General features: G+C 54.1%; 13 protein-coding genes and 1 tRNA gene. 5 read left to right on the forward strand and 9 right to left on the reverse strand.

Annotated elements, in window-relative coordinates:
- Window positions 1-21: 21 nt before the first annotated feature.
- A complete protein-coding gene (locus tag ACZ46I_RS01595) occupies window positions 22-1,314 on the reverse strand; it encodes a multiheme c-type cytochrome (protein WP_013505126.1) in 1,293 nt (430 codons plus the stop codon).
- Window positions 1,315-1,456: 142 nt separating this feature from the next.
- Between ACZ46I_RS01595 and trmFO the strand changes: the two genes are divergently transcribed.
- The 5 genes from trmFO to ACZ46I_RS01620 all read left to right on the forward strand — a co-directional run bounded on the left by trmFO (window position 1,457) and on the right by ACZ46I_RS01620 (window position 6,415).
- Window positions 1,457-2,812, forward strand: coding sequence for a methylenetetrahydrofolate--tRNA-(uracil(54)-C(5))-methyltransferase (FADH(2)-oxidizing) TrmFO (trmFO, locus tag ACZ46I_RS01600; RefSeq protein WP_464281861.1), 1,356 nt, complete (start codon window positions 1,457-1,459; stop codon window positions 2,810-2,812).
- A 174-nt stretch (window positions 2,813-2,986) separates the two neighbouring features.
- Window positions 2,987-3,514 (forward strand): ATP-dependent protease subunit HslV, encoded by a 528-nt coding sequence (gene hslV / locus ACZ46I_RS01605; protein ID WP_013505124.1) that lies wholly within the window; start codon window positions 2,987-2,989, stop codon window positions 3,512-3,514.
- Window positions 3,515-3,523: 9 nt separating this feature from the next.
- Entirely contained in the window at window positions 3,524-4,849 is a 1,326-nt protein-coding gene (gene hslU / locus ACZ46I_RS01610) for an ATP-dependent protease ATPase subunit HslU (protein WP_013505123.1), read from the forward strand.
- A gap of 45 nt (window positions 4,850-4,894) precedes the next feature.
- Window positions 4,895-4,978 (forward strand) — tRNA-Leu (locus tag ACZ46I_RS01615).
- Between the two features lie 325 nt (window positions 4,979-5,303).
- A protein-coding gene (locus tag ACZ46I_RS01620; protein WP_464281847.1) for an IS3 family transposase occupies window positions 5,304-6,415 on the forward strand; the annotation gives its coding sequence in 2 pieces (ribosomal slippage) (window positions 5,304-5,565 and window positions 5,565-6,415; 1,113 coding nt in all).
- A 35-nt stretch (window positions 6,416-6,450) separates the two neighbouring features.
- On the opposite strand, the gene ACZ46I_RS01625 is transcribed toward ACZ46I_RS01620, so the two are convergent.
- From ACZ46I_RS01625 to ACZ46I_RS01660, 8 genes are all read right to left on the reverse strand, one after another.
- Window positions 6,451-8,733, reverse strand: a complete 2,283-nt coding sequence (locus ACZ46I_RS01625; RefSeq protein WP_464281221.1) for an ABC-2 family transporter permease — start codon at window positions 8,731-8,733, stop codon at window positions 6,451-6,453.
- Window positions 8,734-9,346: 613 nt separating this feature from the next.
- Window positions 9,347-9,805 carry a Holliday junction resolvase RuvX gene (gene ruvX / locus ACZ46I_RS01630; protein WP_013505114.1) on the reverse strand — a complete coding sequence of 153 codons (459 nt, stop codon included), beginning with the start codon at window positions 9,803-9,805 and terminating at the stop codon, window positions 9,347-9,349.
- Window positions 9,783-11,045, reverse strand: coding sequence for a replication-associated recombination protein A (locus ACZ46I_RS01635; protein ID WP_013505113.1), 1,263 nt, complete (start codon window positions 11,043-11,045; stop codon window positions 9,783-9,785). The genes ruvX and ACZ46I_RS01635 overlap by 23 nt, the downstream gene beginning before the upstream one ends.
- Window positions 11,046-11,199: 154 nt before the next feature.
- Window positions 11,200-11,484 carry a hypothetical protein gene (locus ACZ46I_RS01640; protein WP_464281222.1) on the reverse strand — a complete coding sequence of 95 codons (285 nt, stop codon included), beginning with the start codon at window positions 11,482-11,484 and terminating at the stop codon, window positions 11,200-11,202.
- A gap of 53 nt (window positions 11,485-11,537) precedes the next feature.
- A complete protein-coding gene (locus ACZ46I_RS01645) occupies window positions 11,538-11,837 on the reverse strand; it encodes a type II toxin-antitoxin system RelE/ParE family toxin (RefSeq protein WP_464281223.1) in 300 nt (99 codons plus the stop codon).
- Complete coding sequence (locus ACZ46I_RS01650) at window positions 11,837-12,052, reverse strand: addiction module protein (protein WP_464281224.1); 216 nt, start codon at window positions 12,050-12,052, stop codon at window positions 11,837-11,839. Before ACZ46I_RS01650 ends, ACZ46I_RS01645 begins: the two co-directional genes overlap by 1 nt.
- A 420-nt stretch (window positions 12,053-12,472) precedes the next feature.
- On the reverse strand, window positions 12,473-13,912 hold the full coding sequence (gene gatB / locus ACZ46I_RS01655) for an Asp-tRNA(Asn)/Glu-tRNA(Gln) amidotransferase subunit GatB (RefSeq protein ID WP_464281225.1): 1,440 nt from the start codon (window positions 13,910-13,912) through the stop codon (window positions 12,473-12,475).
- Window positions 13,913-14,015: 103 nt separating this feature from the next.
- A complete protein-coding gene (locus ACZ46I_RS01660; protein ID WP_464281226.1) occupies window positions 14,016-14,957 on the reverse strand; it encodes an AEC family transporter in 942 nt (313 codons plus the stop codon).
- Window positions 14,958-15,079 lie beyond the last annotated feature (122 nt).

A 15,079-nucleotide genomic window follows, 5' to 3' on the forward strand; every position in this document is an offset into this window, starting at 1 on the left:
TGCGGGGGTGTTATCCCGTGATTATTGCGGTATCCGGAGAGTGCTTCGCGCCATCTCCACACTTTCAATGCGGGGCGCATCCGCGCCATCGTGGAAGTCGAGGCTCTCCTGGGAGAAGGAGCGATACATCAGGCGCACCGTCGTCTCATAGACACCCTGCTCCGCCGGTAACCTGATGGCATAGGTTTCAGAGTCCCTGCCATTGGCAGGGATGCGACGGTCATAACCAATTCCCACCGCTCGCCAGCTCTTGCCGGTCAGATTTCCCTCCCCATCCTCAAAAAGCAGCCGGTAGAATACCGCTTCAGGATCAACGTGGTTCTTCGCGTCCACAGAGCCGGAGTGGTACACCGTGTTGCCCTGCTCATCCTCCACCTTCACTTCCAGCCACATCTTGCGGATATAGGTCACACCCGTGGGAATCTTGTGGCCCGCTCCCACGTTATCCACATGCACCGTCAGACTCAGGCTCTCTCCGTCCCGTTTCGCCTCCAGTTCCAACTCGGCCGCAGCCCGCAGCATCTCTTCAGCCATCTGCGCCTGGGCCTCATTACCCATCTTGCGCTGAGCAAAGGAGCTGCCGCCCACAAAACCATGGAAGGCCACGTTGGAGCGCTCCATGCCCATTGGGCTTGACTTGCCCGGATTCACTCCCTGACCGGGACCGGGGGTCATATGACAGTGCTGACAGGTAATGCCCTGCTCCGCATAGGGGCCAGACTTCCAGTCATCGTAGGTATCGATAATAGCGGTACCACCAGCAGGGTGCTTGACATTGTGACAGGAACCACAGAACTCCGCCGAACGGTGCACTGCTGAGTACTTGACGCCGTGGTACGGAGAGCTGCCATCACCGCGGTTACCGTATTTCAGATTGCCGGGGCTGGACACATGCCCCATATTATACAGGCGGTTGACATCGGAAACCGTGTGGCAGAAATCACAGGAGATACCCTGCCGGGCCGTTGCGTCAAACGCGCTGCCATCGTGGGGAGGCAGCTGCCCTGTGCGAGCGGCAATGGGCGCATGGCAGGCACCACAGAGCACATCGGTCGCGCCAGCCGTCTCGCGGTGGGCCAACCGGTAGTCATCCTGATACCAGCGATTCTGCCAGGCATAGGCATGCATGGAATGGGACCACTGAGTGTGAATTTCGTGGTGACAGCCAAGGCAGGTACCTGGCCCCTCGAAGGCACCAGCCGCGAATTGCTGCTCCTCCACCACCAGCTGGTTGTCAAGTGACACGGCAAACCCCGAAGAGGAAAAAACACATACCGAAATGATCAGTCCAATACACCCGATGAGCTTCTTCATGTCTGGCTCCTTGCTGGGAAATATCTATGGCGAATTCGGAATATACTAGCAGCGCTCACAGGGAAAAACCAGCGAAACCGCTTCCGAAAAAGCCACAGCGTTTCTCTTTCCCCTCGCATTCCCCGGCAAAATAGCTTACAAAATCGCCCAGGCAAAAGAGTGCGGAAAGGACGATACCACCATGCATACCACCATCGTCGGCGGCGGACTGGCCGGCAGCGAGGCAGCGCTGCTGCTGGCCGATCACGGCGTCAACGTCACCCTCTTTGAGATGCGCCCCCACATCATGACCCCCGCCCACACCAGCGGCGACTTCTGCGAAATGCTCTGCTCTAACTCCCTGCGTGGCGATTCCGAGGAGTCGGGGCCGGGAATCCTGAAGCGTGAACTGCTGCAGGCGAACTCGCCCTTTCTGCTGGCGGCCTGTCAGTTCCGGGTTCCTGCCGGTGGCGCCTTTGCCGTGGATCGCGCCGCCCTGGCGGCCCACATGACCCGCCTGATAGAAAATCATCCCCTGATTCGGGTGGTGCGCGAAGAATACTCCCACCTGGAATTTTCCCCTGAGCGCCCCCTGATCGTGGCTGCCGGCCCACTGGCTTCCCAGGCCCTGTGCGACTCCATGGGCAAGCTTTTCGGCCAGAGCCTCTACTTCTACGATGCCATTGCCCCCATTGTGGACGGCGACACGGTGAACCTGGAGATTGCCTTCCGCGCTGCCCGCTACGACAAAGGCGACGCCGACTACCTCAACTGCCCCATGAGCGAGGAGCAGTACCAGCGTTTTTACCACGAGCTCATCAGCGCCCAGCGGGTCAAGCCCCGCGATTTTGAGAAGGAGATTCACTTTGAGGGCTGCATGCCCATCGAGGAGATGGCCGACCGGGGCCAGGAGACCCTGTGCTTCGGCCCCATGAAGCCCGTGGGCCTGCCCCATCCGGTGACCGGTGAACGCTTTCACGCCGTGGTGCAGCTGCGCCGCGAGAGTCTGAATGACAACGCCTGGAATCTGGTGGGCTTTCAGACCAAGCTGATCCAGAGCGAGCAGAAGCGGGTCTTCCGCCTGATCCCCGGCCTGGAAGCGGCCAACTTCCTGCGCCTGGGCAGCATGCACCGCAATACCTACATCAACGGCCCCCGCTTCCTGGAGGCCGACTACCGGGTCAAAAACCACCCCGGCCTGTGGCTGGCGGGGCAGATAACCGGTGTGGAGGGTTATATTGAATCGGTGGCCAGCGGCCATGTGGCCGCCCTCAGCGTGCTGCACCAGCTTCGCGCTCAGGAATTCTCGGCGCCGCCAGCCACGACGGCCATGGGTGCCCTGGGCTGCCACGTCACCACCCCCAGTGCCAACTTTCAGCCCAGCAACATCAACTTCGGCCTCTTCGCCCCCATCGCCGAGCGCCACCGCAAAAAGGAGCGCAAGGCCCTCTACTCCCGCCGCGCCGAGGAGGAGTTCCGCTCGTGGTTGCAAAGATATGGCGGGCATGATAGAGGTTAGTGGGCTGCTGAGGAACACCTTCCGGTGGTGAGAGGGTGAGCGGTCCAGCGCCCTGAGAGCGAGCCCGGATGGCAAGCGGCAGAGACTTGAGCCAGGGATGAAAAGCGAATGTCTCTGGGAGGAGCGCTGGGCGCGACCTTTACATTTTCACATATTATTACCAAGGAATAACCTATGTTTAAAGGAACAACCATAGTCTGCGTGCGTCGCGACGGGCGCGTGGCCCTGGGTGGCGACGGTCAGGTCACCCTCGGCAATACGGTGATGAAGGCCACGGCCAAGAAAGTCCGTACCCTGGCTGATGGTGCGGTCATCAGTGGCTTTGCCGGCTCCACTGCCGACGCTTTTAATCTCTTTGAGAAGTTTGAAGGCAAGCTGAAAAAACACGGCAATATTCTGACCCGCGCCGCCGTGGAGATGGCCAAGGACTGGCGTAGCGACCGCATCCTGCGCCGCCTGGAGGCCATGCTTATCGTGGCCGACCGCGAGAACTCTTTCATCATCAGCGGTACCGGCGATATTGTGGAGCCTGAAGACGGCATCCTGGCCATCGGCTCCGGCGGCTCCTACGCCATGGCGGCAGCCCGCGCCCTGCGGGAAAACACCGATCTGACCGCCGTTGATATCGCCCGCAAGTCCCTGGAGATTGCCGCCGACATCTGCATCTATTCCAACCGCAACATCACTATTCTGGAACTGTAAGAGGATACCGTGGAACAACTCACCCCATCCCAGATCGTGGCCGAACTGGACAAGTACATCATCGGCCAGACCGAAGCCAAAAAAGCCGTGGCCATCGCCCTGCGCAATCGCTGGCGTCGCCAGCGCCTGGACAGCTTCCTGCGCGAAGAGATCTCCCCCAAGAATATCATCATGATCGGCCCCACCGGCGTGGGCAAGACGGAAATCGCCCGCCGCCTGGCCAAACTCACCAATTCGCCCTTCATTAAAGTGGAAGCCAGCAAGTTCACCGAAGTGGGCTATGTGGGCCGTGACGTGGAATCCATCATCCGCGACCTGACCGAAGCTTCGGTCAAGATGGTCAAGGATGAGCTCGTGAAGCGCTATCAGGATCAGGCCCAGGAGGCGGCGGTGGAGCGGGTGCTGGATACCATCATCCCCCCCAGCGAGAGCCCCAACTACCAGGACACGCGCCAGAAGTTCCGCAAAAAGCTGCTGGAGGGCGAATTCGACGACAAGGAAATTGAAATCGATATCACCATGCCGCCGCCCCGGGTGGAAATCATGGGCATGCCCGGCCAGCAGCCCGGCATGGAGGACTTCACCTCCGGCCTCAAGGATATGTTCGGCGGGCTCTTCGGCAATCGCCAGAAAAAGAAGAAAACCAAGGTGCGAGCCGCTCTGCGCCTGATTCAGGATGAAGAAGCCGCCAAGCTGGTGGACACCGAAGAGGTGAACACCAAAGCCGTGGAACTGGTGGAGCAGTCGGGCATCGTCTTTCTGGACGAGATCGACAAGATCGCCAGCAGCCAGGAAGTGCGCAAGGGTGGTGCCGATGTCAGCCGCGAAGGCGTCCAGCGCGACATTCTGCCCATTGTGGAGGGTTCCACCGTCTCCACCAAGTACGGCATGGTACGCACCGACCACATCCTCTTTATTGCTGCCGGTGCCTTCCACTTCTCCAAACCCAGCGACCTGATCCCCGAGCTGCAGGGCCGCTTTCCCATCCGCGTGGAGCTGGACTCCCTGGGCAAAGATGATTTCGTGCGCATCCTCAGCGAACCCCGCAGCGCCCTGGTCAAACAGTACCGCCACCTGCTGGCCACCGAGCACATCACCCTGGACTTCCAGCCCGAAGCCATAGAGGCCATTGCCGAATACTCGGTGCAGGCCAACGAGAAGATGGAAAACATCGGCGCGCGCCGTCTGCACACCGTCATGGAAAAGCTGCTGGAAGAAGTCAGCTTCCACGCGCCGGAAATGGACTCCATGACCATCGCCATCGACCGCAACTACGTGGACCTGCGCCTGAAAAAGCTGGTGGAAGACGAAGACCTGAGCCGCTACATCCTGTAATTTGATTGACAAGCGGACCCACTTCCAGTACAAGCTCCCTGACGTGCGAGGATGGCGGAACTGGCAGACGCACTAGACTTAGGATCTAGCGCCTTCGGCGTGGGGGTTCGACTCCCCCTCCTCGTACCACCGCAAAAAAATACAAGCCCGCAGTACCCACTGCGGGCTTCTTTTCTTTTAATGCTCACCATTCACCATGCTGGAACGCGGAAAAGCCCATCTCGCCCGTTCGCTGCGCACTCAGGACACGGGACACGCGAGGCGGAGGGTTTCTGCAGCCCGCTGCCTCAAGCGCACTTTGCGGACATCGCCGCCCCTGTTTTCCGTACGCCCATGAAGTCACCAACACTCCGCCATCACTCTTTCCCCATACCGGTAAATTCATGTTGTAAGCTTCCCCCTATACCCGACAGGTAGAAATTAGAGTATTCTGGAATTCTCCAGGAGGCTCATGATGAAGAAGTCCCGTTTCAGTGAATCGCAGATAGTGTCTATTCTCAAGGAAGTGGAAGCTGGCTTGCCGGTGAAGGAGGTATGTCGCAAGCACGGCATATCAGATGCCACGTACTATAACTGGAAATCCAAGTATGGTGGCATGCAGGCGTCAGATCTTCGTCGTATGAAGGAGCTTGAGCGAGAACTTTCCAAGCTTAAGCGAATGTATGCGGATATGGCTCTTGAGAATCACGCTCTTCGTGACTTGATCGAAAAAAAGCTCTGAGGCCGAGCGCGCAGCGTGATGCTGTAGAGCACCTTATCAGCGAACACCGTCTTTCTGTGCAGCGCAGCTGTCAGTGTGTCGGTCTGTCGCGCTCGGCCTGGTATTACAAGCCCAAAGAGAAGCCTTCTGATGATGCTGTGATCGAAGCTATTCATAAGGTACTGGAAAGCAAACAACAGTGGGGGTTCTGGAAAGTATGCCAGAGTCTTCGTAGAGAACACCCCTGGAACCATAAGCGCATTTACCGCGTATATCGCCTCCTGAAGCTGAACTTTCGAAACAAGGGGAAAAAGCGCCTGCCCGCTCGGGTGAAGATGCCACTGCTTGCTCCGCCACAGCCAAATCAGACCTGGTCTGCTGATTTCATGAGCGATGCGCTGTGCTCTGGACGGCGTTTTCGGACATTGAATGTCCTTGACGACTGTAACCGCGAAGTGGTTCACATCGAAATTGATACCTCAATAACTGGCAAACGGCTGATCCAGGTCTTTGAGCGCCTGCGCCAGGAACGAGGACTGCCGCAGGTACTGCGGACCGACAATGGCCCCGAATTTTTGCAGCATGAATTTGTGAACTGGGCGCAGGCCATGGGAATGAAGATGCAATACACACAACCGGGAAAACCAACCCAAAACGCTTACATTGAGAGGTTTAATCGCACCTACCGTAATGAATTACTCGACCTGTACATGTTCCGTAATCTCAACGAAGTGCGTGAAGCGACCTACTGGTGGATGATTGGCTATAACGAGGAGCGGCCTCATGACGCTTTAAATGGCATGACACCAGTGGAATACCTTGAAAAAATCAAAAAACAGGACTCTAATTTTAAACTGTCCTCTTGACAGGGAAGCTTACAATGTAAGTCTAATTATGGCGGTCATGTAGCACTTGTGATGTCTGGAAAAATAGTAGATAAAAAACTTCCAATTGCACCAAGCCAAACAGTTGCAAGAATAAACCAAAGTATATACCTAAAACGGCGCATAAGTTTAAAGGGCCATATGTGAAGGATGTGGCTATTGTTATTCAATGATTTCTCGAACAATAGATGTAATGTAATAAAAACACTTATGCCGAAAGTTAACATTAATGCGTATAGACTGATTAGGTTATTGATGTAAGATAAGAAGAGGTGTTTTGATTGCCAGCCTGCAAAACCTGATACTACAAGAGCGAAAAACATTGCGGTTAAATATACTATTTGCGCAAGACGTACGCTTTTTTTTCTATTCTCTTTACGCTTAGACTCTTCATGTTCCTCATGGATAGTTTCTATCAGTTTATTTTTTTGGATTTCGAGGTGTTTTACTGCTTCTCTCTCGCAATTCAACTCCTGTTGTAACTGCTCAATTATTTGGTCTCTTTCAATCTTTTCTGTGCTAGATATAGCTAACGCGGCGCCTGATACTTTAAGCTCGGCTTCCAATGATTTATTGTTCTGTTTTTCAAGTTCAACTTCTAAAAGAGCCTGTTTTGCTTTGGCTTGGTGGGACTGAAGCTCTATATTTAGCTCTTCAACAAGGGCATCTCTAACAAGCTGAACTTCTACCTCTTCTGAATGCCCTTCTCTAATGCGAGCTCGCAACCCCTCGTTAACAACCACGTTGAAAATAGTTTCTTCAGAAAACCCTTCATTCCCCTCGAAACGCCCAAGTTTACTAATAATAGCTACGCTGGTTTGCTCAGCTTTGATATCAAATTCTTGAAAGAGAAAAGGGAGTCTCATGCCTCCAAGCATCGCGATCTCAAATTCTTTTGAGCGAGGAACCCAAAACTGCAACAATTGAATTAGAGATGTAGGGTGCAAACATACTGGAATAGCTGCACCGTTAGTTTTTAACTTGTGTTGATCAAATCCTATAAATCTAAAATCTAGCGTTAAAATCCATTCTCGAGCATTAGCTGGTGACTCAATATATGTAGGCCGTTTATCTTTAACCAGATGCCAGAGAACTATATCATGAGAAATTGCCTCATAGGACTTGCGTCTATCCTCAGGGTAATTTTCTTCATATTTTAATACACGATTAATGTCATCTACAACATCTTGTCTTGTGGAGTAAGAATCTGTATTTTCATTAAAAACCTCTACGCCGGCGCTACGTGCCATTAGTGCAAAACTATTAAGGTATGGGTCAAACCAATCATCCACTTTAAGTGAATATTGTGACCGAACATGCTCCATCAAATACTTCTGGGTTATCCCAGAAATATTTGAACGTAGAGAAGCCGATGTAAAGTTACTTCCGGGAGGAATATTTCGAGCTTGAAATTTCGCTCCAATAATTGCTTTTTTAGCCTCATCGATAGTGCGGGGCGTAACATGAAAACTGACCTGAGGGTTACCTGCAAGAGTAGAAAGTAATGTTTTCAATTCTTGGGCAGAATTGTTCGACGGATTTTCGTGCAATCCTAGAAGAGAAAATAGAAAGTTTGTATCTACAAATAAACGAAACTGAGTTGACTTTCCAATAGCCTGCGCCCATCGGTCTATCACGTTTTGCGACAACCCACTGGATTCAACGCAAAATTGAGCATGGAGCAATCTTGAAATATATCCGCGCACATCATCCATATTTGAGTCCATAAAAGAGCGGGAAATTTCTTTTAAACTGTCTCGGTGCTCGTGGCCAAAATATTCAATGAACTTATCTGAGTAGTTTGATTCTATGGCACTCATCTCTCCTGTCAAAAGGTTATATGTATTTGCGCCAATGTCTCGCACTAGGGGGAGTAACACGAGATCTTCAAACTTTGTCCATATCATATATGCATCTATTTCTGGACAATACTTCGCGGCGAGCGACTGAAAATACGCGATAACTATTTTCTCATTTTGTTCTGTTGACTTTATCTCTTGTTCCAGGGACTTTCGGACCTGCTCTGGAATGCGAAATTGACCATTTGTCACTTGAATAAGAAGTTGTTCATCTATAAGCTTTAATATAATCCTTGAAGTCTTTTCAGAAGAGATAGATAGCCCGAATGAATTTTTTAAAGTATGTTCAATTTCATGTTTTTGCGGATTACTACCTGTTAACCAAACTGCTGCTAGCATTAAACGCTCAAGTGTTTTATTCCACCAGCCAGCTTTGTTTAATTCTACATGGTGAACTAATGCTGAGACTTCTCTTGGTAGCCTTTTGGTTAAAGTAGCCATACCTTCACATCCCTACTCAAAATTTCTAGCCGGAGTATGTTGCGGACTTTAGTAAGTTGAGTGCAAATAGCTTTCTTCACTACTGATGAATAAAACATAGGCACTACAGTCCATTTCGCAAAATCTTTATATTGTTGGTATTATTGAGCTCCCATGGAGCCAATCTAAATTATTCGTCACTCACAGCCAGGCAAATACCATCGCACTCTATAACCGACATACTTGCGGTGTGGACTATGAGCCTTGCCCGTAGCGTAAATTCTCATTGAGGCCCTTAACCCTGTATGAAACATACCTCAAAACAGTAATATCAACTTCAATGTGACGCATTTCACACTTTATACAAAATTCTCACACAAGTATACCCTATTAAGAAACTATACCTCCTGGCAGCTTGCCACTCAAGGACAATTGCCCGCAATTCGATATTCTGCACCTTCTTCTGCCCTATGAACTGGTCATGAATGGGTACCAGCTCAATGAGTCCGCCTGGAAACGGGTGGTCAATACCATGAGGGGCGACTGACCAGCGCCCTTGTCTTTCCCACAAAAACCCCCAGCCATCCGTGGCTGGGGGTTTTTTGCTGCTGATCAACGGAAAACAGGCTGCACGTTACTGGGCAGGCAGCGGCACATCGGCCAGTTCTATCCCCTTGGCCGGATCATCCAGATAGCCCTGCAGAATATTCTGGGCCGCCATGGTATCCACCACTTTCTTGCGCTTCTTGCGGGAGAGGTCAGCTACGCCGATGAGGAAGTCGTTGCTCTTGCTGGTGCTGAAGCGCTCATCCACACCGATGACCGGCACTGCGAAGCGTTCCTGCAGCTGCCTTGCTTCGGCGCCGATCTCCATGGCTTTGGGGGTAAAGGAACCATCGCGGGAATCCAGGGGAATGCCCACCACCAGCAGATCCACCCCGTACTCTTCAATATACTTGCCGATGCGGTGGAGCATCTGCTGATAGTCCTGGCGCTCCAGGGTTTTCAGGGTAGATGCCATCCTGCGCTGGCTGTCGCTGACGGCGACGCCAACGCGCCGACTGCCGATATCAAGTGCCAGTATTCGGCCCATCTTCCCCCCACAGTGCCTGGTAGAATTGTTTCATCTTGGCCTCGTAGCCGTTTTCTGTTGGTTCATAGAAGGTGCGTTTTTCCGTCATATAGTTCTGGCGCACAAATCCCCCGAAGTCATGGGGATACTGGTAGCTGGCCTTGCCTGCGCGCAGCTTGAGGTTCTTCAGGTGGTCGGGCACCTCCAGCACCCGCTCACGGCGCACACTGGCCAGGGCCTTGTCGATGGCCAGATAGGCGGCGTTGGACTTGGGACTGAGGCAGAGGTAGACCGTGGTCTGGGCCAGGGTAATGCGCGCTTCGGGCATGCCGATGCGCTCCACGATGGTCATGGTGGAGGCGGCCATGTTGATGGCACCCGGAGCGGCGTTGCCGATATCCTCCGAAGCCAGGATCGCCAGCCGCCGCGCGATGAAGAGGGGGTCTTCCCCCGCTTCCAGCATGACCGCCAGGTAGTAGAGGGCGCTGTCGGGGTCGCTGCCCCGCACCGACTTGATAAAGGCGCTGATATAGTCGTAGTGGTTGTCTTCGTTCTTGTCGTAACGCACGATCTTGCGTGGCGTGCTGTCCTGGATATCCTGCCGGGTGATGTGATTCCCCTGGCACAGCAGGGCGGCGGCCTCAATGGTGTTGAGGCAGCGACGGCCATCGCCGCTGCACAGGGTCATGATGGCTTCGCGGGCTTCGTCATCCATGGTAACACCCAGCTCCGCGCAGCCGCGCTCAACAAGGCGTCCCATATCCTCGTCATCCAGCGCGTGCAGTTCAAAGAGCACGGTCCGGGAGAGCAGGGCAGGAACCAGGGCGAAGGAGGGATTCTGAGTGGACGCGCCGATGAGGATGATATTGCCGCTCTCCACCTCCGGCAGCAGGGCGTCCTGCTGAATCTTGTTGAAGCGGTGGATTTCATCGATAAAGAGCACCGTGCGCTGCCCCTGGTGCAGGCGCAGCTCTTTGGCGTCTTTGCAGATAGCCCGGATATCCGCCGTGCCCGCGTTGACCGCGTTCAGGGTGGCAAAATGGCTCTGGGTGCGCTGACTGATAATATGGGCCAGGGTCGTCTTGCCCGTACCCGGCGGGCCGGTGAAAATGGCACTGACCAGCTTGTCCTCTTCCACCATGCGCCGCAGCAAAGAGCGCTCACCCAGCAGGTGACGCTGGCCGACGAAGTCGGCAAAGTCGGTGGGCCGCAGCCGCGCCGCCAAAGGGCGGGGTGTGTTGTCGAAGAGGGAAGAGTTCATGGGGCACCTGTAAACCGTTTGCAGGGGAGCAGGAAATTAACGATAAAAGCAAAAGGCAGGACCTCACGCCCGCTCGCTTTGCTCGCTCAAGACGCAAAGTCGCCAAGGGGGAGAGTTGCCAGCGTTCAAAAGTGTACTATTTAAGCGGACAACCCTAAAATTCCCTTGCCAATTCTTGTGCCTTTTGTGTGACAGATCCGGGGACACGATTTGAATCAGCAACAATTTCCAGTGCATCCCCTGCGCGGCCCTCGCGGATGATGCGACGCGACTGGGATACCCTTGTCTTGGAACCAGACTCTGTATAGCCCTCTTTTTGCATTAATAAGTCAATGAGGTCGCTGTTGGGAATTTGCATGTTTGAAAATTCCTCGAAGTAATTTACGAAACAAGCCTTTCCTATTGACCTGAGACTTCTGTCAAGCTGCTCATCATTCATAGAGCCTCCCTTTGGTAAATGGAGGGTGTACGCATTCTTCCCTATGAGCATTTCTAAGTATCAAGGCCAAGCCGCTTTCCATGCCACAAAGGATCACGCCTGCAATCGAGTATTGCATAAACCTGAACCCTGTCACCGCTAGGTTTATAGTAGATAGCATATGGAAAACGTTTGGCAAGCATTCGCAAATACTTGCCAAAAGCTTCGTGTACACCTGCATAAATCCGAAGCGAATCAATATCTGAGAATAGAGAGTTAATAAAGTACTCTCCAAGTCCTTCACGCTGATGTTCATAAAAGAAAAAGCCGTCAACTAAATCAGCTTCTGCCTCTGGGAGGAGTTCTATATTCATTACTCGCCTGTGGTCTGCTTTCGGATGCGCTCTTTTGCCTCAGCCCATGGGGAAAAACGGCTTACTCCTGATTGCACATCTGCTTCACGCCTGGCAAGGACGCTGGAATGCCATTCCGGGCTGGGCACATTGTTCCCGAGGTTTGTCCACAGTTGTTCCATGGCATCAATTTTCTCTTCCAGTGACATACTTTCCAGCGGCAGGGTAACGCGCATTCTTCCCTCCTGTCGAGTTGTTGAGTTCATGACAAACTGCTTCCTGTGTCCAGCGGTTTTTTGCAGTCATTCTTCACGGCAATGTATGTGCACATTGCATCCAAATGAGCTTCTGCCATTTCGGTCCAATGAACCTTCATTCAGGCAGCCCGTACTTCCTTCGTATTTCGGCGACATCTTTCGTTCGTTGATTTTTGCTGTCTTGCAGTCCCCGTCCGATGGTTTCACGAACGTAGATTTCATACATCAGGCATCCCACGTTGCATTCGCGGAAAGCTGATCAATCAGCTTATGAGCAACTTCTTTACTTACGATTGCTGACATTGATACCTCCCTGACAATTGCACTCAACGTTTCCATTATCCCGTTTGGTCCGCTTTCGGATACAGCCTTTCGCCTCAGTCCATGGGGAAAAATGACTTACCCCAGCAGCTCCCGCAGCAGTTTGTTCACCAGCTCCGGGTTGGCTTTGCCTTTACTGGCTTTCATGCTCTGGCCCACCAGGAAGCCCATGACTTTCTGTTCGCCACCCCGGTACTGCTCCACGGGGCCGGGGTTTTCGTCCAGGACTTTCTGCAGCAGTTCGCGGATGGCACCTTCGTCCACCACCTGCACCAGGCCTTTTTCCTTCACGATGATTTCGGGGTCTTTGGGCTCTTCGCACATGTGCTCAAAGACGGTTTTGGCGATTTTGCCGCTGATGAGCTTATCGTCGATCATCTTGACCATCTTGCCGATGTACTGGGCGGGGATGTCAAATTCTCGAATGTCCTGTTTGCGCTCTTTCAGGACGCGCAGCACGTCGCCCATCACCCAGTTGGAGATGATTTTGCCGTTGTTATGGGTTTTGACGGCGGCTTCGTAGTAGTCGGCCACGTACTTGTCGGAGGTCAGGACGCCAGCGTCATAGACGGGGATGCCGTACTGCTGCACAAAGCGTTCCTTTTTGGCGTCGGGCAGTTCGGGCAGGGTGCCGCGCAGGGCGTCGATCCACTCATCGGTGAGGTTGACGGGCACCAGGTCGGGTTCGGGAAAGTAGCGGTAGTCGTGGGCTTCTTCCTTGCTGCGCATGGAGACGGTGATATTTTTTTCGGGGTCGTAGAGGCGGGTTTCCTGGACGACGCTGCCGCCTTCATCCAGAATCTGGGCCTGGCGTTTCATTTCGTATTCGATGGCCCGTCCCACGTTGCGGAAGGAGTTCATATTCTTGATTTCGGCTTTGGTGCCCAGTTTCTCCTGGCCCACGGGGCGCAGGGAGATGTTGACGTCGCAGCGCAGGGAGCCCTCTTCCATGTTGCAGTCGCACACTTCCAGGTACTCCAGGATGCTCTTGATCTTTTCCAGGTAGGCTTTGGCTTCCTCGGGGCCGCGCATGTCGGGCCTGGAGACGATCTCCATCAGGGGCGTACCGGCGCGGTTGAGATCGATGTAGGAGCTGCCGGGTTTGCCGATGCTGGAGCCGTGGATGGACTTGCCGGCGTCCTCTTCCATGTGGATGCGCTCGATGCCGATGCGCTTGGTCTGCCCCTCGGGCAGGTCGATCATGATGTAGCCCTCTCCCACGATGGGTTCTTCGTACTGGGAGATCTGGTAGCCCTTGGGCAGGTCGGGATAGAAGTAGTTCTTGCGGGCGAACTGGGAGAATTTGTTGATGGTGGAGTTGATGGCCAGGCCTGTCTTGATGGTGTAGTCCACCACCTTGCGGTTGAGCACGGGCAGGGAACCGGGCATGGCCAGGCACACCGGGCAGGTATGGGAATTGGGCTGCTGTCCGACTTTGGTGCTGCAGCCGCAGAAGATTTTGGATTCAGAGAGAACCTGGGCGTGAATTTCCAGTCCGATAACCGTTTCGTATTTCATGTGTATGCTCCCGAAAATATTCTCTGTATATGGGGTTGGTATCTTACGCCATTCACGCGCCATGAGGCAAGCCGCGAACACCACCGGACGGCTCAGCAGCCTGTCAGCCATTCAACAGAAAGCTGAGCACAATGGGCAGGGTAACAGCCGCCAGGGCGGTCTGAATGGTGATAATGCTGGCCATGAGGGTGGTGTCGCCCCCCAGCTGGCGGGCCAGGATATAGGCGGAGGGGGCCGTGGGCAGGGCGGTGAAGAGTACGGCGATGAAGAGGGCGTCACCGCTGAGACCCAGCCACATGCCAAGCGCTGCCGTCACCAGCGGCAACACCATGAGTTTCAGGACGCTGGCAATGGCCAGATCCTTCTTGGATGATGTGATGGCGCGAAACTGCAGTCCGGCACCGACGGCCAGCAGGCCGATGGGCAGGGAAGCGCGCCCCAGGGCGTCAATGGTGGCCAGTCCGAAGCTGGGCAGGGGGATGGCAAGGGCGTTGAAGAGAATGCCAACAACGCAGGCCAGGATAAGGGGGTTTTTTGCCAGGGCCACCAGTACTTTCTGCATGCCGCTGTGCTCATCGCTGCTGTGGCGCAGCAGTACAAAGACGCACAGCACATTGACCAGGGGAATCAGGGTCGCCATGGCAATGGCGGCAAAGGTCAGGCCGCTCTCCCCCAGCAGAGCAGCGGCGGCGGCAATGCCCACAAAGGTATTGAAGCGCACGGCCCCCTGGAACACCGAGGTGAAGGCCGGCCCGCCCATGCCCAGAGGTCGGCGCAGGATGACGGTCAGCAGGCCCACCAGCACGGTGGCGCCAGCCAGGGTCAATACCATGCTCCACAGGGAGAGCTCCGCCAGAGGCGCGCGGTAGAGGTTTGAGAACACCAGCGCGGGGAAAAAGATAAAGTAGGTGATGCGCTCGGCCAGGGGCCAGAAGACGTCACCGGGAAAACGGCGAACGCGCAGAAAATACCCGAGGGCAATGAGGGCGAAGACCGGGAAAAGGGCGCTGAAGATCGTAAACAATTCGTACCTCGATTTTGGCATTACGGCCTGATCAGGCGCAGAAGGGTAAGGATAGACCATGGCTGCTCCGTGAACAAGCTCCTTTTTACGGCCAAACTCCCCTTGCCTTCCCCCTGCACCAAAGGTACAAATCTCCTGAGAGG

Source organism: Desulfurispirillum alkaliphilum, from assembly GCF_055378285.1.